We start from the raw sequence: 20,330 nt of genomic DNA, 5'->3' as shown, positions 1-20,330 counted from the left end.
TTGAAAGGACTTACCATGGCATCAATATACTTAAAAGTTGCAGTTGGAGTTGTTTTAAAATGGGAGCCTGGGAATTTATCTTACTCATAGCTATCGGAATAGCTGTGGCCGCTCTTGCGTTTTTAGGGGTGCACACTATGAATATGCGCGCCTTAGCCCAAGAGTTCAAACTCAAGCATGAAGAAGCAGAAAAAAGACTCGCCGAGGCGCGTCTACAAGCCGAGGAACTTGTCAAAAAAGCCCTACGTGAAGCTAAAGAAGTTGCCATAAATGAAGGACGCGATTTTGAACGCATTCAAAGAGAAAAAAACCTAGAAATTAAAAAAGTGGAAACACGAATTCAAAAACGTGAAGAAACAATTGAGAAAAAAGCACAGCTCTTAGACCAAAAAGAAAAAGAGCTAAAGCAAAAATGGGACAGCGCTGAGGCCGAGGAACAAAAAATTCAAGACGCTCTTAAAAAAGCTCAAGAAACCCTTGAAGAAAGCAAGTCTCGCCTTGAGACTGTAGCTCGTCTTTCACAAGAAGAAGCACGCGAACAACTTAAAAAAACCATTGAAGTCGAGGTTCGTAAAGCTGCCAGCGCTGAAATCCGCAGTGCCGAAGAAGAGGCTCGTAAAGTAGCCGATGAAAGAGCGCGAGGGATAATTGCGACTTCAATTCAACGCATAGCCAACGAATTTGTCACCGACGCCACTGTTTCTGTGATCAGCCTCCCTACGGACGACATGAAGGGACGTATAATTGGTCGAGAAGGTCGTAATATCCGCACCATAGAACAAGCAACAGGGGTCGATCTCATCATTGATGACACTCCCGAAGCTGTCATTATTTCTTGTTTTAATCCCATACGCAGAGAAATAGCCAAAACAGCTATAGAAAGACTCGTAGCTGATGGTCGCATTCATCCTGCCCGCATTGAAGAAGTTGTCCAAAAAACCCGTAGTGAATTCGATCAAATGATTCGTGAAGCAGGCGAACGCTCTTCCTTTGACTGTGGCATTACGGGCATTCACCCAGAAGTTATTCAGGCATTAGGCAAACTAAAATATATGACAACAGGAGGTCAATCCGTCCTCCAGCACTCTATTGAAACAGCTCAAATTGCAGGAATTATAGCGGCTGAACTCGACTTGAATGTGCGCCTTACCAAAAGAGCTGCTCTTCTTCATGACATCGGCAAAAGCCTGGATGAAGAAACCGAAGGAAACCATTCCCACGTGGGTGCTTTATTTTTACAAAAATATGGTGAATCAGCTGAAGTTATTGAAGCAGCGGCGAAACATCATAGTGAAAATTTACATGGTGTAAATCCCATTACAGTTGTTGTACAAACTGCCAATGTTTTAAGTAATTTCAGACCCGGTGCTCGAAAAGAGTTTCTCGAGAAAGCAATTGACAGATTAAAAGACATGGAATCTACTGTGGAAGAGTTTGATGGCGTAGAACAAGCATACGTTATTAAGTCAGGTCGCGAAGTCCGTGCCATGGTTTCTCCTACTGTAATGGATGACGAAGCAGTAACTTTACTTGCAAAATCTGTTGCAAAACGTTTACGTAACGATCTCCATCAATCAAGTAATATTAAAGTAACAATGGTACGAGAACAACGGGCGACACATCTTGCAAAATAAATATTTATTGAATCATTTCTCCGGTGAATTATTCTATTCTTCATTCAAAAAAATTCTAAAACCCCATCAGGAAAGTATTAAAATACTCATGCTTGGGGATGTTTTAGGAAGAGCTGGTCGAAAAATTGCAAAAAAAATAATTCCACAATTTAAACAATCATTAGACATAGACTTCGTCACAATAAATGGCGAAAACTTAGCAGGTGGCTTTGGAATAACAAGTAAAATTTATGATGAAATGAAATTATCTGGTGTCGATGCCTTTACCATGGGAAACCACTGGAGGGACAAATCCGATGTGCATTTAATTCGTCAACAACATAAAGATCTTGTTTTGCCGCAAAATTTAAATGGAATCAGTGGCGTCGAATATGCTCCTGAGTTTCACCTCCCCCATCGCAATAAAACCATAAATATTATTAATTTAATGGGAAATTTTGCAATGAAAGAAGAATACAAAAATCCCTTTGAATTTTTACAAAAAGAAAAAGAACACTTTATAAGTAAAGTAAAATCGGGATCAAATATTGTCATTGCCGATATTCATGCCGAAGCCAGCTCGGAAAAACAGGCTATGGCATGGTATTACGATGGTATTTTAGCAGCACTTATTGGAACACATACCCACACCCCAACCAGTGATGAGCGCTTAACCGAAAATGGAACGGCGTTTCTTACCGATGTGGGAATGACCGGACCCTATGACAGCGTCATTGGCATGAATAAAACGAGAGTCCTTACTAAATTTATTAATCCCTCTGTAAAACTTCCTCATGAAGTCGCTGAAAATGATCTTTGGCTCTGTGGATTTTTAGTGGAAGTCAGTCCGCAAACGAATTTATCCCTAGCCTGCCACCGAATTCAATGCCGTGGCGTAGATGAAGAAAACTGGCTCATTTCTAGTATTGTTTAATTTAAATTATATAACTCAATTAATTTATTTTTGCTGTTACGTTTGTATTAACACCACTCGTAACGGAAAACTCCTGTGCAGACATGACTGAACCTGTGACCAATGATGTTACGACAATGCGATATTTACCAGGAATAATCCACAGTTTTTTTTGCACATTATTTGAAAGTAACAATTCATTTTCAGAACCTAATACTTCACTTTTAAAGAGATCTAATTCTTTAGCAAAAGCTTTATCCATGCTTAAAGGAACGCGAAAATAAATATCGGTACAACCTTTAGCAATTGTTGATTTAATAGCAAATTGACGAGCTACTTCAATACGTGTCTGCAAATCCCAGACACCACGTACAGATTCAGAATTTATTGCAATTTGCGGAGCATCTCCTAAATCTACACCAATTTTTCCTTTATTGGCTTTGCAAAAACTATTGAAATCAATGTCCATTTTTTTCGCAAAGGATTGTCCATTTATATAATATACTTTTAACGGGCTTTGAATATCATTGGGAATTTCTACTAAACTTGAAGAATTCATATTTGAACCTTTAAAGGGTTCAATTATAAAATTGATAGGAGAATCTATCAATTGAATTTGCGCTCTCACAACAGCACGTGGTTGTAAATTTGCTATATTTAACTGAATTCCTACTAAAGATTTACGACTGCGATCTAATTCAAAATTATTTTCAAGTTCATTAATAGCAGTTTGAGCAAGAAGAGAGGCTATTCTTGGCCATAAAAATGAAATGGTATCGTTATAAAATAAAATAGTATCTGGAGAATATGCTAAGAAATAAGGTAACTCTTGCGAATTTTCTTTTAATAACGATTTAACTGCGTTTGAAACAAGCATCAGCTTTTGCGAAGAAGATTCTTGATCTTTATTATTTAATTGTCTATTTAAACTCACACAAAAATGCGACATATTTATAATACGCCGGTAAGACAAATAGGAGCTTTGCGGTAAATATTTAATCATTCGACTATTTAAACTAGCCGTACGAGAAGAGCAAGAATCTAAAGACTTTTTTAAGGTATCAAACTCAGTTTTAATTGAATTTAATGAAGAAAACCAACCATAATCTATTAATGTATCAGAAATTGTTTTAGATAAATCAACAAAACGATCTTTCTCAATGCGCATAAAATTTAATTCGCTACCACCATCAAAGGTTAATTTCCCTGTGTTTAAAAAACCATCATCATCATATTTAGGATCGACGTCTTGAACATTTAAAAAAGCTCCAATAAAAGGAACAAATATTTTATTTGTTTTTGCTCTTTTATCCTTTGGATTAAAATAAAAAACAGAAGAAAATTCATCAAATCTTAATTTACTTTTAGCATGGGTCATATTCGCAGGAATAACACCTTGCAAACTTGCACCCGCATCTTTATTCAATAAAAAACCACTATCTTTTTCTTGTTTCCAAATATTTTGAATTTCTTTAAAAGATCCATTTTCAGTTTGCGATAATAAAGACTGTTGTAATTTATAGCTCCCAGAGTCCTCATAAGTGAGATCCCCTTTTAAGATTGACAACAAGGGAGAGGAACCAATTCTACTGACAAATTGCCCCGCATAATTTGATGGAAATCCTGTATTGAGATCATCAACGCCAACAACAACTTCTCCAATTGGAATATTTCCTAATTTAACAACATACCACGCATTATACTTTAAGGGAGAAGAAACAATTTCAGGAATAGGGAATGTTTTAGCTTCCTGTGAAGCACTCGCTGTTCCCACCTCGGATAGCCGAGGTGGCTGCAGAAAAGAATTTTTATTTTCTAAAAAAACAATGCATATCGATGCTATTAAAGTAAGCACTCCCAATAAGCTTAGTACAATTATCTTAAATTGTTTTGACATGAGTTTCCCCGTAATCTGCACTCAGACGCATCACGCCCGATTCTGCCATTAGGTATAATTGTTTATAAGAAAGAATACCATGAATCCAGAGAGGTGAATAAAAAAGGATTCTAAAAAAATTATAGAGATAAACTCTTCAAAAAAATTTTGTAAGAATAGTATAAAAACTCTCTTGAAAATAAAAAGAACTCGCATAAGAATTCCATAGAGTTCTTTAAAGTAAGCAATCTCTAAGTCTTTGCGCATTGTTCTTGAATTTCATGGGGCAACCTGATAATTCAAGCAAAGTATGCGATTCGACTCCTTTTCTCATTTTGGAGATGATGTTTCATGATGAATTTTGACCGGCAATCTACCCCGAAAGACGTCCTTGCTTTAAAAAACACCCGTATTTTTATTGCAGGAGATATTATACTTGACACCTATATTGAAGGGAAAGTGAACCGTATTTCACCTGAAGCACCTGTTCCCGTGGTGCTGGAATCAAATCGAAGAGCCGTTCCAGGCGGAGCTGGAAATGTGGCCGCCAATATCGCATCCATGGGAGGAGCCGCTTTTCTCTGTGGCCGCGTTGGCAATGACATAGAAGCTCAAATTCTTAAAGGAATATTGGAAGATTTTGGCATAGATACCAGCTCTTTAATTATATCAAATCAAGTCCCCACAACAACAAAAATGCGCATTGTTTCGGGGAGTATGCTAAGTTCCTCAGGAGCACAACAAATTGTCCGTGTCGATAAAGAATCTACAGAGCTCATTTCTTCCGTAGAAGAGCAACGAGTACTTGAACTTTTTGAAAGATTTTTAGATTGCGGAGGGAATCGCTGTCTGGTGATTTCAGATTATGGGAAAGGATTTTTAACAAAATCTTTAATACACTCTCTTATTCAATTAAGTAAACAATATAAAGTTCCTGTCGTAACCGACCCCAAAAGCGAGGATGTCCAACGCTATTCGGGCTCCACCGTCATTAAGCCTAATTTAAGTGAAGGGCGTTCCGTTTTACGCGTCCTAAAACCAGGATTTCATCCCACATCTTTTGCAAATGAAATTGAAACCATAGCAGACTGTTACCTTGAGGCCAGCGGATGTGAAAATTTAGTGATGAGCCTCTCTGAACATGGCGTCTTAAGCAAAGGCAAAAACTTAGAAGACACTCTTAAAATTAAAACCCATGCCCTTCAAGTTTCCGATGTTTCAGGAGCAGGAGACACTCTCATCTCTTTTTTAGCTATGAGCCTGGCTGCAGGACATCCGCTTTCACGTGCCACAGAACTAGGCAATCTTGCGGCCGGAGTGGCCTGTGGAAAAATAGGAACGGCGACCTTATCTCCTACAGAGTTGCTAGAAGCTTTTAAAAATCAGAGCGAAGCAACGCATCCTGAAAAACTCATGAGCATGGAATCTCTCATTCAGATCTCACAAGATTTGAAATCACAAAAGAAAAACTTTGTATTTACCAATGGGTGCTTTGATATTTTACATGCAGGACATGTGGATTATTTACAAAAAGCACGCGCTTTGGGCGACCTACTAATCGTCGGTCTCAATTCCGATAGCAGCGTTTCCCGACTCAAAGGAGCAAGTCGACCCGTTCAGACATCGTCTGATAGAGCTGCGATATTAGCATCGCTGGCTTGCGTGGACTATATTGTCGTATTTGAAGAAGATACTCCTTTAGATACCATTTTAGCTCTCAAACCCGATATTTTGGTAAAGGGCTCCGATTATACTTTAGAAAACACAATTGGAGCAAAGGAAGTTTTATCTTGGGGAGGAAAAGTAGAACACATTTCTTTATTACCTGGTAGAAGCACCACTTCCATTATCCAAAAAGCACAATTAGATAGATAACAAAATACCAAGCTTGTCCCTATTCTTCTTTTAAGATAAATAGGATAAGGCTATTTTTATAAAATATTTTTAAGGAATATCGTCAATGAAAATTATTGCGACAGAAAATGCCCCCAAAGCCATTGGTCCATATTCACAGGCAATTGTATTAGGTAACATGGTTTTTTGCTCAGGATCTATTCCCTTAAATCCCTCAACCATGAAAGTAGAAGCCACTACGATTGAAACACAAACAGAACAAGTTATTAAAAACATGTCAGCTATTTTAGAAACTTCGGGTTCAAGTCTAGACAAAGTTGTCAAAACGACTGTATTTTTAAAAAATATGGATGACTTTCAAAAAATGAACAGCGTCTATGAGCGCTTATTTAAAGGTCATGCTCCTGCGCGCTCAACCGTACAAGTTGCGAAACTCCCCCTCGATGTCATGGTAGAAATTGAGTGTATTGCTTCTCTGTAAAAAGTAACAAATTAATTTAATATTATTTAAAAAAATCAAATATTAATTATAAAACCAACGCATTCCTATGAAACCTACATTCTTTTTTTATTTTTTTTGACGGATTGCTCGAGACAAGTATAAGATGAGTCAGGATGCGATAAGGAGGTCTCGATGAACATGAAACCCATGCAAAAAACAGCGATTAAGCCCATTCCTGCTGCTAAAAACTTTAATACGGCACATAAATCTTCGTTGTTAGCACGTTTGTTTGGCTTTGAAAGCCAAAATGTAGTGAGTGCGCTTCGTGCTGAAAATCAGGAATTGATTTTAATGAACCAAAGAAATATGGAATCGATAAAATCTCTTTCCGATCAACTCGCAGAAAGCCTGAGTTTTCAGCAAAATAATATTCAAGCTATCTCCGATCGCCTTAAAATTATGGAAAATATTCCAGAAAAACAAGAAGCCTTACACCAGAAAATCATGGACTCCTTCGACAGAGCAACCTTCTTTATTCAAAATGCATCGCAAGATCTCATCCAAACAAAATCAGCCATGCTTTCCACCCAAAATGATTATATGGAATGCTCAGGAGCCATTGAAATTGCGGAATTTATGCGCAATTTTTTAATGTCTAACCTCCTGGCAAAACAAATCCGCATAGTTTTGCAGACTATTATGGAAGACAAATTAAATACCAAAGATACTGAAATTCATTTGATGAAGCTGCAAAAAAATCTTCAAATTGTTCAACACCAAGCTGCTCAAATCAATTTCAAACTCGAAAAATATAATTTAAAAATTGAAGATAGCATTTGGAAATCTTACGCACCAGACTTACAAACAGCAGAAGTCACCGAAAACTGCAGCTCAGAAGAATTTTTTATTATTTTAAAACTTTGCCAAAAATTAGGAATTTTTGATGAAGGTGAAAAAATAAAATCTCTTGTTATTGGAGAAACTCTACCCGCTATTTCCTTTTTTAATAAAGATAAAGGGGCGTGGGTTGTCAAACGCAGAGCTAAAGTTGTCATTTTAAAACCAACATAATTTATTTAAAAAAATCTTTGCACAATATACTCTTCTACTAATAATTCAAGTTTATTATACGCCTCTTCGTGTGAAGTATTTAGGGCAAAATAGTACGATAATTTTTTATCGGGAATATACCACATTGCTGATTGAAATCCAAAAGTACCCCCCGTATGGCCATAAACCAATGTCTTAAATTTAGGGTGATGTTTTGCTTCAATACCTAAACCATAAGCCAAAGAATTTTCGGGAATACTTGTACTTTTTAATTCGTCTCCTGTGGCTTGATCGATCATTGTGATTAATTTTTTTTGCTGCTTACGCGATAAAAAGTTTTTACTTTCAAATAAAGTGCGAATAAAAAAATTAATATCAGATGAATTTGAAATAAGGGAACCTGCTGCTTTTAAGCGCGACATACTCAAATTTATAATATCCAAACCATTAAATTTTTTTTCACTCCCCTCTAATTCATAAAAATAGCCGCTCATTAAATTTTCTAAATCATGAAACATAATGTCAATTTTGGGGATTGATTTAATATAATAGGTTGATTTTAAGTGTAGAGGTATTAATATACGCGACTGAATTTCAGTTGATAATTTATTTCCTGTTACTTTTTCAATTATTTTTCCAGCTAAGACATAATTCGTATTAGAATATTCCCAATTTAAATTATTAAGTTCTTTATCCTTGACTAAATTTAAAATGTCTTGACTGGAATAATTTAAAATAGGATCGGCTATTAATTCCAATATCACATCGGAGTCATTACCGTCTGTAAATGAGGGAATTTTTGAAGTCATATTAAGCAATTTTTTAATTGAAATATCTTGCCATTTTTTAAAATCATGGGGAAAAAATTGAGCTACTTTATCTTCTAAATTTAACAGCCCTTCTTCTTCTAATTGAAGGACAACAACCACTAAAAATGATTTCGATAAACTGCCAATTTGGTACAAGCTTTTATTTGTTACCGGTTTCCCATTTTTACTTTGATGACCGGCATTATAGGTAATTTCTTTGCCATTATGATACGTAGGACATTGAATTGTAAAAGAGGCTCCCGTAATTCCTGTTTCAAAACTATGTTGCTGGATAAAATCAATGAATTCTTTTTGCATAACAATGAAATCCTTATTAATTAGCTTTGCATTGCTGAAATATATATTTCTGAATTACCTTATCCATTTCAATAATCTTAATGCGATTATCTGAATTTATTTTATAAACGTATGAAATTTCCTTCTCTGGAAAATAAGACATTTTCGATGAATATCCAAATGTTCCTCCTGTGTGAAAAATTTCTCTTTCATTAAATATTTCATTATAGGAAGAAAGTAAAGCCAAGCCATAACCAATAGATTCTTTGCTTTTTTGTATATCTGGAATTTTATTTCCATTAGAAACATCAATAAAAGTCATCATTTTTTGAAGTTGGTTTTCAGAAAAAAAGGAATTATTATTTTGCTTATTGTTTAAAAATAAGGACCGTAAATAAAAATTTAAATCCCCAGTAGTAGAAATTAATGCTCCTGCTCCATTAGCAGATGATAAACTAAAGTTTGTCGTTTCTGTTCCTTTTAAATGAAAGCTTGATGATTCTTTTTCAGGATGCAGATATCCACTCATCAAATTGACTAGTTTATAGGATGGAATATCCTCTTTTGGAAGATGCTTAATAAAATATGAATTATTCAAATTTAAAGGTTCAAAAATTCTTTTTTGCAATTCTATTTCTAAACCATTTCCAGTTACCTTTTCAATAATTTTATTAAGTAAAACATAATTTGTATTAGAATAATAATATTCACTTCCAGGTTTAAATTTAATATCTTCTTCATGCATTAAATTTAATATTTCATCTGTTGAAAATTTATAATAGGCATTGGCAAAGAATTTTGTTTTCACAGGATCATATTCAGACCTAAAAGACCCTTTAATGCCACTGGTCATATTTAGCAGCTGCTTCAAGGAAATATTTTGCCATTTTTCGAAGGCATTTGGAAAAAAATCTTTTACTGTATTATTTAAGGATAATTTTTTTTCTTCTTCTAGTTTCAGTATAATAACGGAAACCATGGATTTAATAATGCTGCCACTCTGAAATAAACTTTCATCGCTTAAAGGCAAACCCTGTTTACTTTGTAAACCTATATTCCACGTTTTAGGAGAGCCTTTTTGAAAAGCGGGACATTGAAAAGTAACTGAGACTCCCGTAATTTCATTTATCGATTGCTCTTTATCAATAAAAATATCAAGCTCTTTTGCTAAATCCATAGAATAGGGAGCAGCGTTCACCTCGCTTAAATTTTTATTATGAGTGCAACCCACAATAGAATTGAAAAAGATTATTATTAAAAAAGATACTTTTTTGTTTTTTGAATTAAAAAATTTCATGACTTTCCTGTAAATTAAATCCTATTTTCATTTTTAAAGGCATTGTAGATGAACAAATTTTTTCAAATTTGTATGTGCTTCTTCGGAGACTCCCATATGACTTGAATTCACAACTAAAACATAAGACGCATTGAGACTAGGAATATACGAGATATAAGATGTCATTCCCAAGCTTTTTCCTTCGCTTAAATATTGAGGGGCTTCTAACAAATCATTATAAATAGCTTTTACTCCTACACCATAACCGCTTTTATTTTCCTTATTCACACCTTCGGGTAAAGTAGTAGCTCCCTGCCCTTCGCGGTTGTCTATAAACGATAACATTTCATTTAATTTTTTTTCTTTTAATAGAGATTTATTATTTGAATTTTTATTAAATAAAGATCGTATAAAAGAATTTAATTCAATAGAATTTGCAGTCCATGCTGCTGCTGCATTATACAAAGAGACGCTAAAATGATGCGTGCTCATTTTATTAAATTTTTTAAAACCATTTTCTTCTGAGTAAAAATAGCCGTGGATTATATTATTTTTTTCATGGGCTGGAATTTCATTATCTGGAACATGATGAATGTAAAAAAAACGACTTAAATTTAAAGGATTTAAAATTCTATTTTCAATTTCAAATTTTATTTTGTGACTCGTAATTTTTTCAATAATATAGGAAGTTAATAAAATATTTGTATCGGAATTTTCCCATTTTAAGCCCGATTTAAAATTCAATGGCATTTCATGTTGAATTTTTAATATATGTTCAATTATAAATTCTTTTTTAAAATCATTTATTGAATTAATATATTTTTTCATTTCTATGGGAGGAATCCCACTTGTATTATTTAACAATTGCCTTAATGTTATATTTTGCCAATTAGGAAAAATATCAGGTAAAAATTTACTTATTTCATCATTTAAACTTAAACGCTCCTCTTCTTCAAGTTGAAGGGCAATAACAGTCAAAAGTAACTTTGAACTCGTCCCCATTTGAAACAAACTTTTTTCAGAGACAAATGCACCCTCAAGATTTTGAGTACCAGAAAAATAAGTAAAGGCTTCACCCTTATTGAATTTAGGACATTGTACTGTCGTGAGAACACCGGTTATTCCCACTTCTTTCGTATTTAATTTAATTAAATTTTCATTGCGAGCTTGAATACTAAATATTTCTTTTGGTTTAAATTTTATAGAAGGCGATTGCTTAGAAGAGGAATCGGTACAACCAAAAACGAAATAAATTATTTGTATGCAAAATATTTTTTTTAAATACTTAAGTAAATTCGGAATCAATTTTGCTCCTCCAAATTTAAAATTTATTTTTTTAATTAAAAATATAAATAAATTTGCTATTTCAAATATCAAAATAGTTAATAGCTTTTGGAGGATATATTGTCAAATTTTAACAAATATCTAATTTTATAGATATTTAATTCATTTTACATATTTTTTATTTTATAGATTTATTCCTTTACATTTTTTTTTAGGGTTGCTACCTGAAATGCATTTGCATATAGATTTATGTATACTGGTTATTTCATAATTTGTAATAATATTTTTATACTGATGCCCATTTGCATGCCCTAAACCACAATACATGACTGATATAATTAAAGAAATAACTTTTAAAGACTTTAGCATAAACTCTCTCCATGCTTATATATTTATAATAAAAAACAAAAGTTAATTACCATAAAAAAATTATTACTAAAAATTTTTTAACATCTATAGAAAAAGAATACCTATAATTTTTATATAGTCAAGTGTAGATTTTTTATAAAAGAATAGCTTACCTATTTTTGAAAAATTTTAAGTTTAATTAAAATTTCAAAATCTTAGTCACAGCTCTATCAAGATATTTGTTACTTAAAGATGCAAATAATGAATATTTTTTTATTTTCTTCACTTCCAATCGAGAAACTTTAATGACTTTTTCAGATGAAAGAATACTACGAGATTTATCGAGCTCTCTTAATGTGGCAAAGGCAAGAAAAAGAGGGAATATACAGAAAAACCGAATTCTAAAATTCATTTTTGGAATAGATTTAAGATAATCAACTGAAATTTGTAAATCTTGCTGTGCTAGTATAAGAATTTCACGAACCGCTTTTTCTGCATTTTCCTGAGAGCTGATATTTAATAAGGATTCGTGATTCACACCATATTTTTTTAGGATATTTAAAGGAATATAAATTGAATTTTCATTTTGTGCATCCCATTTAATATCTTTTAAAATATTTACAGTTTGTAATGCCTCACCAAAAATAACAGAATTTTTTTGCATTTTATTATAAACGTTTTCATTTATAAAAGAACCATATTCTTTCCACAAATCTGTTAATAGATACCCCACAGTACCTGCTACATAGTAGCAATATTCTTTATATTCATCTAAGGATACTATACGAATCCCTTTAGGATATCTATTTACAAATAAAGACATCCCTTTTGACATTTCAGAAACCCAGTTTTTTAAAATATTTTGCGTGTTTTTAGATAAGGAAGTATAAACTTCAAAAACACGATGGGTATTTTTTACAAGATCAAGATGATAGGGATCACCTTGAAGCTCAGAGGATACTTTAGAATAAGTATAGGTTTCTTTTATGTCGTCAAAACAATTTAAAAATCTGTTTAAATATTGTTCCTTTAAATTTAAATCTAGATACCTATCATCCTCAATAGTATCGATAATGCGGCATAATAAATAACCGACTAAAACGGATTTACGTAACTCGCCAGACAAAAATTGAATTCCAATTGCAAAAGAGCGTGATACATTTGGTAAAATAGACAAACAATAATTTAATGATTCATGATAAGATATTTGAACATTATTGTGTTGATATTTCATTATATTATTTTCAATATTTATTGAATTCATTCCTTTGAACTTTCTGAATGATTTGGAAATGGTATTTGAATAAATGTGTCATAATTTACATTAGCTCCTGATATCTCACGATAGGGAGGATCCTCAATCCCATTTCCAGGCCAAGTAATTTCAATTTTTTCAATCTTAGGTTTTTTAAAGCCAAGACCAAAATGAGCAACAGGTTCCATTTGACATAAGTAACCACTGCCCGAGCATATAAATTTTGTCTGGGATTTTCCATTTTTTAAATATAATCTTACTTTAGCTCCTAAAGCAGGAAATCCATTTTTTGTAAGAGGCTGGATACGAAGCCAATTATTTTTATTCGGAACTCCTAAAAATAATTTATTTTCTTGTGATGTTTGATTATCAACCGTAATAAATATATCCAAAAAACCATTTCCTGTGAGATCGCCTACAGCAGCACCGGTTCCACACAAGTTTTTTCCAGAAAGAGAACCAATATCCAGTTCTTCCCATTCTCTATTTCCAAGATAACGATACATACGATTTCGATTTTTATAAGTATTGATAAAAACTTCTTCTTTACCATCATTATCAAAATCAGCGACAATCACACTTCTTATACTGCGTGGCTCTGTAAAAAAAGGGGGGGAAAGATTTTCAAAAATACCATCTGAGGTTTGAATAAAAATAGAATTTTTACCTTCCCATGTTCCTACCACAATGTCTGACAATCCATTTCCATCAAAATCAGCAATTGCAATTCCTCTTGAATCATTAAAGTAATCAGTTAATTCAAAATCAGAAGCCACTTCTTTATACAATCCATTTCTTGAAAGTGTAAATAGGGCATTGGAATCGTTCTCATTCCCAATAAAAACATCAATTGCTTTTTTATTAATAATATATTGCGATAAAATGCTACGTCCACCTGCAAATTGTCTTAAACCCAGCTCTTTGGAAATTTCTTCAAGTTTATTTTTCTCTAAATTAAAATTATAAAATAAACTTGGGGCATCATAATTGACTACATAAAACCCGTGTTTCCCTTCACCGCGAAAATCTACAGCGGCAACACTGCGCCCTGCATAAGGATTGCTCATATCGGGATTTTTTTTGATATAATCTTGAAAGGAAATATTCTCATTTGGTTCTGAATCGCGCACAAGAATATTATCGTATTGTGTTTTCATTCCTGAAAAAGTATCGGAATGCTGCATATAAATTGCAGGTGACCCGTTACCTAAAAAATCACCCACACATAAACATAAAGTTTTTTTATCTACTGCTTTAAAATTTTCAGGTGCTATATTTTTAAATGTTTGAGTTAGCTCATTATATTTATAAATAATATTGCCACCGGAAGCGTTTGCTATTAAAATTTCAAGCTCGTTGTCACCATCAATATCAAATAAAGTGACACCATAATACTGCGATGAATCATTTTCTTCCAAAGCATGTGATGAATCTTTGAACAAAATTTTATTTTTTTTTGCCTTTAATGACATTATATATCCATTAAACAAAAAGGTTACGGTAAAACGAAAAAGTTGTCTTTACCCCCCAACCCTTTACCGTAATCGAGACAAAAGAGTAACTGTTTTTTAGTAGTTTTTATCGTTTTTTGAATTAATTTGAGAGTTATATTCTAAAATTCTAAGGATTTGGCGCTTCTTCTTGCTCAATAACAGGCTGATGGATTTCTTCATTTGCTCTAACAGCAGCAACAAATAAAGCAAAACAAACAGGTCCTAAAACGGCTCCTGAAACACCAAACTGAGACATACCGCCCACGATAGCTAAAAATATCCAGAAAAAGTTAAGATCGGCTCCCCCCTTCATGAAATAGGGTCGCAAAATATTATCAACAAGACTTACGAGCGCCGCACAAATAATAATTCCAATAGCAGCTCCTAACCTCCCCTGATTAAAATAGCACCACGCAGCGGCACCCAACATAACAGGCGCTGTACCTATAACTGGAATAAATGAGGCAAAAAAAGCAATAATTCCCATAAGCGCAAAACGTGGAATTCCAAACATGGCCAGAACAGAGGTGATAATAATAGCTTGAATACAAGAAACCAAAACATTAGCAACAATAAGTGCTTTTAAAATTGAGGAAATTGTTTTGGAAATCATTTCTCTTTCTTTGTCCCAAGGAAGCAATTTTGGTAATAAATAATTTCGATAATCTTTGCCATGAATCAGAAAAAATACCCATGTTAAAAGAAAAACAGTTATCTTAATTATAAAGGCAGGAGTTGCTGACAATGCTGTACCCGCACCTGAAGCAGCAAAGGTAACAATTTTTTTCAGCATTTCTGTACCTTTGACGATAATTTCTTCTGCTGAATAATGAATAGAAAATTTATCTAAAAATAGACTTATATTTTTAGAAAGCTCATTAAAAAACATCGGATTTTTTAATTCAGTATCTAGCAAATTTAATAGTGAAACTAACTCTTGAATACCTGTTGAAATTAAAGAAAGAATAGGCCCAATTATTGCAGTTAAAGTAATAAAAACAAGGAATACTGCAACAAACCAATTCCATATAGACTTTTTAAATTTGAAATAAACCATAATTTTTTCATGAAGTGGTTCGTATAAATACGCTAAAGAAATTCCGAATATAAAAGGTAGAAGATAGGGATATAAAACGTAAAAACAAAGAAGAACTATGCAAAGAAAAAAAACTGTTTCTCTGGTAAAAAAAGAACGCACAGAGACCTCCCTATTGAAATGTCGCCGTGCGTTTCCTTAATCTAAGCCCAATGCTAGATACGGCTTGAAGCAAGATGTTTTGCTCCCGCTGCTCTCAAGACATCAACTATTTCATCTTTAAATGAAAGAGAACTTTCTTGTAGCTCGGCAATCATCTTCTCAATGTTACGTTCTACTTCCATATAATCAAGTGCCACTTTAAAAATTTGATCAGGATGCATGGACTCTAACCAATTTAATCCTTCACGATAAATCACGTGACTTGCCATATGGGCGCTTAAAATTGCAATTTTATGTGCTCTTGGAAGAAGATTGAGAATACGATCTTTATATTTTTCAACAAGAACATTTGGACAATGTTTTAAAAGCACGAAAGTAAATTTACTTGCAGAAAGTTCTGCATCACTTAATTTATTTAATTTATCAAGTAAAATGTCTTTTGCTTGGTTAATTTCTGTAGAAATTTCATAACTTAATTTAACCAGATCGGTTTCATTTTTATTTTTGAGCCATTCACGGAATAATAATTTTGCTTCCAAATCGGCATTGCGTCTAATTATATTAAGAACTTGGCCAACATAAATATCTTTGATTTCAGCAAATTCCTCAGGCATAATAGTGAGACAAGCAATGATTTCGTAAGAAGAACAACTGACCCCTGCTTTATTTGCGGAACTATCTTTAATAACGATAACACCACTATCTACTATTTTTTGACGAGCCTCTTTCGTAAAAAAGATATTGGCTCCTTCGACAATAGCTAGAGAACTTGGTTTGCCATTGGGCATCAGATATCTGTCCCAATTGCTTTCTTTTACGGTATAAGGACGTCCCCCTGCAGGAATAAAAATTTCTGCTTCGGCAGTGGCGTAGAGACTGTCCCTGATTTTCATATTTTCTTTTGTATTTGCAGAAATAACATAGGCCTTACTATCACCACTGAGTTTTTTGGGATCAAATTCAACAATAGACTTAGACTCTTTATATAAGCGCAACAGTTCGACCCAATTTAATCCGCGCGGATCATAGGCGGCACCAAAACCATCTCCTATGGCAACAACACGACACCGTTCACCATATTCACGATAAAGAATATTTAATTCGTTACCCGCCACATCCCCATCGGGACCACCGGTCATTTTTACTCTAAAGGTAGAATTTTGCAAACCAAGGTAACGTAACACATTGTCTACATAAACATTCACACCTTCGGAAGTCACACCGTAGGTTTTATGATTGATTCCAAAGTCTGGTTTAGATGACATAAACGCATATGCGTATTTGTATTTACGATGCAAAGCATGCTCGATAATCCATACAATGAGATCATCTGTAAGATTTTCATCGGGTCCCAAATAAATAATTTCATCTTTACCATAATAATCGATAATGCCATCGGCCAAAGCGCCTGTTTTAGGATCTGTTACAATGAGGTCTAATAATCCAGAAATTGCTGCTTTTACGGCTTCATTTTTATCGCCACCAGGACGAACCACCATAACGCATTTGCTACCACCTTCGGGGATATCTTTATTTTTGAGTTGTTGCGCCGAAGCCAAACCGTTCACTTCGTCAAAAACACCTGCTAAAGCATTTTCATAATCACCGGAATTTCTTGGCAACACAACACGCATACCACCACGAGAAATATCACGATAACGCACTTGAAAAGCTCTAAAGTTACGGCCAATCATATAAAAAATGCCGAACGGTGTTTCTGGGTAATACTGCTTATCCAAAACACTAGGGTCAATTCTAAATGTAAGACCGCCTTTGGAAATTAAGAAATAATTTGTTTTTAAAATATGAGAAAGAAAGTTTAATCCTTCTTTTAAAATATTTTTTTCAATAACATCATTTAATTCTGCATACATCAATTTAATTTGATCAAAACAACTTACAGACTCTTTTTTACGATCTCCGTCATAACGTGGATCGAAACGCGCTCTAAAATATTTGATACAAAGATCCATATAAGCATGATTATTTGCAATTATTTTTGAAACACGATCTGTAGAATAATAATAAGGATTTTGTTTCGTTAAGAAAATATGAACCCAATTAGCCATAGCACGAACAAGATTTGTTTCGTTAAGACTAAAAGGGCTTTCACCTAATAAAAGACTTGAGAATTCATCACCATGATCAACATAGGATAATGTTTTTAAACTTTTTAAAACTTTTCCCCATGCTTTCATATTATCGGTAATAACTTCACCCGTTGGACTTGCTGAAATTAAATGTAGTACTGTAAATTTTTGATTGTCATTCAGTAATACTTCATTAGCTAGGACACGGCGTACCTGGAAATTATAACGATTAAATATACCAATTATATTTTCCATAGCTGCAGTAACAGGAAAGTGTTTTAAACAAATATCAACACGAACTCGAGCATCATTTGTTTCCTCATCAACAATTGTTGTTAAGTTAACAAATGTATTTTCATTTTCTAAGCAATAATTAATAGCTTCATAAGCAAGTGCCATTTGTTTTGTAGTTGCAACTTCAACATAATCTTTATCCAAAGAATTGATAAAGAGATCCACCGATTTTTTTGGCTTATGAGAGAGCAACTTACGAAGTGGCTCTAACTTTTCTTGGGCTTTATTATGGCTCCAAGCATTTTTATTGTTATAGGGAGCTTGATAAATTTCGCAAAGGCCAATTTTCTTATCTAAAGAATTGAACAACCGTGCCACTTTCGCATGATGACCGGAAATAACGGGAGCCAGTCGAACGGAAGCAGTGGAATGCTCACCTGGAGCGATGAAAGTAACAGTCTGAGTCGTTGCCGCAACGCGCTCTGCGATTTGATTTTCGCCTAAGACCTTGCCAGATACGATCTCTAAGATGTCGTCCATAATAGCTTTTTGGGATGTGGACCAAAGGTAAAGAGGGGGCATTTGTGTCAAGAACCATGGAACGGTGTGTTCGAGTTCTTTCGAAATTTCATCCAATATTCCACTCGTAGCTCCTGAACAGGCCTTAGAATCCCTTAAGCCCGCAAAAAATTTCTCTATGTTTGCAGGCTTGAGCGACTCGGAAGGCTCTATTTCAGAATCAAGCAACTCAACTTCACTCAACCACTTTTGACTATGAATTTTTGGCAAGGTCATGACTTACTCCACATCATTTAATTAACCAGAACGGATAAAAAAGATCCGTTCCTCAATCTTTAAAGTGTAACTAGCACATCAAAAGCGGCTTGCAAATTTGTGAACCGCTTTTTATCGGATTGCAAACAGTTAAAATGAAGAATTGAAATATTTATTCCCCTTATTAAAATATATAAATCCTTAAAAATATAGTATTATTTTTTAAGCTGGGATCACAAAGAGTCTCTCCTGTGACTTCAAAATACAATAATATCAATTTATTGCAAAAGGAATATCCTCTTTTCTCATATAGGATTCAAGTTATGGAGCACAACAAAGACAGGCAACAAAAATTAATAGAAAATATTGATTATTATTTTAATGAAAAAGGACTCATGGTCTTTACAAAAGAGTATCATTTAAAAAGAGGCTACTGTTGTCAAAGTGGTTGTTTCCATTGTCCTTATAATTTTCAAAAAAGCATTATAAAAGAAGAAATTAATAACTGAATTTTCCTAGCTTTACTTTTCCTCGAAAAACCCAATATATTATTGCTGTATATGAAATCACAAAAGGCATTCCACAAAATGCAATAATTTGCATAATACCTAATGTTTTTTCTGAAGAAGAGGCATTATAAATTGTAAGACTAAATTCTGGAGAAAGACTCGATGTAATTAAATTTGGAAATAAAGCCGCCCCAAATAATGCTGTAAAGGCAATTAATGTTAAGGACGAAGATAAAAAAGCATAACCAGGACGTTGTAAAAAGACCGCTCGAGGAATATTTCCAATGGCAAAAACATTTATAATAACAATTCCCCAAAGCCACGGATGATGTTCAAAATTATGAATAGCCCTTGGTACTGAAACTAAAGTATATATTGTTGCAAAAATATAACACACTAAAAAACAACCAAAGGTATGCCATATCCAACGATGAACTCTTTGTTTTAAATCACCTTCCACTTTTAAATATAAATAGATGGAACCATGCATGGCAAAAGTGGTGACGGCTAAAATACCAATTACAGCGGAATAAAAATTTAATAAATTAAAAACATTTCCAGCATATTCTTTATCAGATCCTACAAGTATACCATTTAAACAATTTCCAACAGCAACTCCAAATAAAAAAGTCGCGAGTATACTCGCTCCGCAAAAACTCCAATCCCAAAATTTACGCCATATTTTTGCTTCGTGTTTACTTCTAAATTCAATAGAAACAGCTCTAAATATAAGCGCACATAAGAGTAACATAAAAGGCAAGTAAAAACCTGAAAAAGCAGTAGCATAGGCATCGGGAAAGGCGGCAAATAAAGCGCCTCCAAACGTAACAAGCCACACCTCATTACCATCCCAAAAAGGCCCAATGGAATTCAAAAATATTCTGCGCTCATAATCATTTTTAGCCAAGGGATGCAAAATGCCTACCCCAAGATCAAAACCATCAAGGACGGCATAACCCGCCAACAAAACACCTAAAGTAACAAACCAAAAAATATTTAAATCCACTTTAATTCT

The 20,330-nt window shown here is 33.7% G+C and carries 16 protein-coding genes; 6 read left to right on the top strand and 10 right to left on the bottom strand.

From position 1 onward, the window contains the following. Positions 1-59 precede the first annotated feature (59 nt). Together rny and AXG55_RS02940 are read left to right on the top strand one after the other, a co-directional pair. The gene (gene rny, locus AXG55_RS02945; protein ID WP_148696646.1) at positions 60-1,634 is read left to right on the top strand and encodes a ribonuclease Y; all 1,575 of its coding nucleotides are present in this window, start codon (positions 60-62) and stop codon (positions 1,632-1,634) included. Next, complete coding sequence (locus AXG55_RS02940; RefSeq protein WP_148696645.1) at positions 1,624-2,547, top strand: TIGR00282 family metallophosphoesterase; 924 nt, start codon at positions 1,624-1,626, stop codon at positions 2,545-2,547. The genes rny and AXG55_RS02940 overlap by 11 nt, the downstream gene beginning before the upstream one ends. A 19-nt stretch (positions 2,548-2,566) precedes the next feature. Here the strand turns inward: AXG55_RS02940 and AXG55_RS02935 are convergent, their stop codons facing one another. Continuing rightward, positions 2,567-4,423, bottom strand: coding sequence for a hypothetical protein (locus AXG55_RS02935; RefSeq protein WP_148696644.1), 1,857 nt, complete (start codon positions 4,421-4,423; stop codon positions 2,567-2,569). A 330-nt stretch (positions 4,424-4,753) separates the two neighbouring features. Between AXG55_RS02935 and rfaE2 the strand changes: the two genes are divergently transcribed. From rfaE2 to AXG55_RS02920, 3 genes are all read left to right on the top strand, one after another. Beyond that, a complete protein-coding gene (gene rfaE2 / locus AXG55_RS02930) occupies positions 4,754-6,277 on the top strand; it encodes a D-glycero-beta-D-manno-heptose 1-phosphate adenylyltransferase (RefSeq protein ID WP_148696643.1) in 1,524 nt (507 codons plus the stop codon). A gap of 85 nt (positions 6,278-6,362) precedes the next feature. Further along, a complete protein-coding gene (locus tag AXG55_RS02925) occupies positions 6,363-6,737 on the top strand; it encodes a RidA family protein (RefSeq protein WP_148696642.1) in 375 nt (124 codons plus the stop codon). Positions 6,738-6,890: 153 nt separating this feature from the next. Further along, positions 6,891-7,769, top strand: coding sequence for a hypothetical protein (locus AXG55_RS02920; RefSeq protein WP_148696641.1), 879 nt, complete (start codon positions 6,891-6,893; stop codon positions 7,767-7,769). Positions 7,770-7,774: 5 nt separating this feature from the next. Here AXG55_RS02920 and AXG55_RS02915 read toward each other — a convergent pair whose 3' ends face one another. The 8 genes from AXG55_RS02915 to AXG55_RS02880 form a co-directional block, all read right to left on the bottom strand. Continuing rightward, entirely contained in the window at positions 7,775-8,875 is a 1,101-nt protein-coding gene (locus AXG55_RS02915) for a serine hydrolase domain-containing protein (RefSeq protein ID WP_148696640.1), read from the bottom strand. 16 nt (positions 8,876-8,891) lie between these two features. Then, positions 8,892-10,151, bottom strand: a complete 1,260-nt coding sequence (locus AXG55_RS02910; RefSeq protein ID WP_148696639.1) for a serine hydrolase domain-containing protein — start codon at positions 10,149-10,151, stop codon at positions 8,892-8,894. 33 nt (positions 10,152-10,184) lie between these two features. Further along, complete coding sequence (locus AXG55_RS02905; protein WP_148696638.1) at positions 10,185-11,435, bottom strand: serine hydrolase domain-containing protein; 1,251 nt, start codon at positions 11,433-11,435, stop codon at positions 10,185-10,187. 162 nt (positions 11,436-11,597) lie between these two features. Further along, complete coding sequence (locus AXG55_RS02900) at positions 11,598-11,783, bottom strand: hypothetical protein (RefSeq protein ID WP_148696637.1); 186 nt, start codon at positions 11,781-11,783, stop codon at positions 11,598-11,600. Between the two features lie 178 nt (positions 11,784-11,961). Then, a complete protein-coding gene (locus tag AXG55_RS02895; RefSeq protein ID WP_148696636.1) occupies positions 11,962-13,026 on the bottom strand; it encodes a phytoene/squalene synthase family protein in 1,065 nt (354 codons plus the stop codon). Continuing rightward, positions 13,023-14,489: a CRTAC1 family protein gene (locus AXG55_RS02890; RefSeq protein ID WP_148696635.1), complete on the bottom strand. Its 1,467-nt coding sequence runs from the start codon at positions 14,487-14,489 to the stop codon at positions 13,023-13,025. The genes AXG55_RS02895 and AXG55_RS02890 overlap by 4 nt, the downstream gene beginning before the upstream one ends. 148 nt (positions 14,490-14,637) lie before the next feature. Next, complete coding sequence (locus tag AXG55_RS02885) at positions 14,638-15,708, bottom strand: AI-2E family transporter (RefSeq protein WP_148696634.1); 1,071 nt, start codon at positions 15,706-15,708, stop codon at positions 14,638-14,640. Positions 15,709-15,761: 53 nt separating this feature from the next. Next, the gene (locus AXG55_RS02880) at positions 15,762-18,827 is read right to left on the bottom strand and encodes an NAD-glutamate dehydrogenase domain-containing protein (RefSeq protein ID WP_148696633.1); all 3,066 of its coding nucleotides are present in this window, start codon (positions 18,825-18,827) and stop codon (positions 15,762-15,764) included. A 302-nt stretch (positions 18,828-19,129) separates the two neighbouring features. Here AXG55_RS02880 and AXG55_RS02875 point away from each other — a divergent pair, with 302 nt between their 5' ends. Beyond that, the gene (locus tag AXG55_RS02875; RefSeq protein ID WP_148696632.1) at positions 19,130-19,315 is read left to right on the top strand and encodes a C1orf53 family protein; all 186 of its coding nucleotides are present in this window, start codon (positions 19,130-19,132) and stop codon (positions 19,313-19,315) included. On the opposite strand, the gene cydB is transcribed toward AXG55_RS02875, so the two are convergent. Then, positions 19,305-20,321 (bottom strand): cytochrome d ubiquinol oxidase subunit II, encoded by a 1,017-nt coding sequence (gene cydB, locus AXG55_RS02870; RefSeq protein ID WP_148696631.1) that lies wholly within the window; start codon positions 20,319-20,321, stop codon positions 19,305-19,307. The genes AXG55_RS02875 and cydB overlap by 11 nt on opposite strands. Positions 20,322-20,330 lie beyond the last annotated feature (9 nt).

The organism is Silvanigrella aquatica, from assembly GCF_001907975.1.
Taxonomy (GTDB): domain Bacteria; phylum Bdellovibrionota_B; class Oligoflexia; order Silvanigrellales; family Silvanigrellaceae; genus Silvanigrella; species Silvanigrella aquatica.
This window is presented reverse-complemented; position numbering and strand designations above follow the sequence as displayed.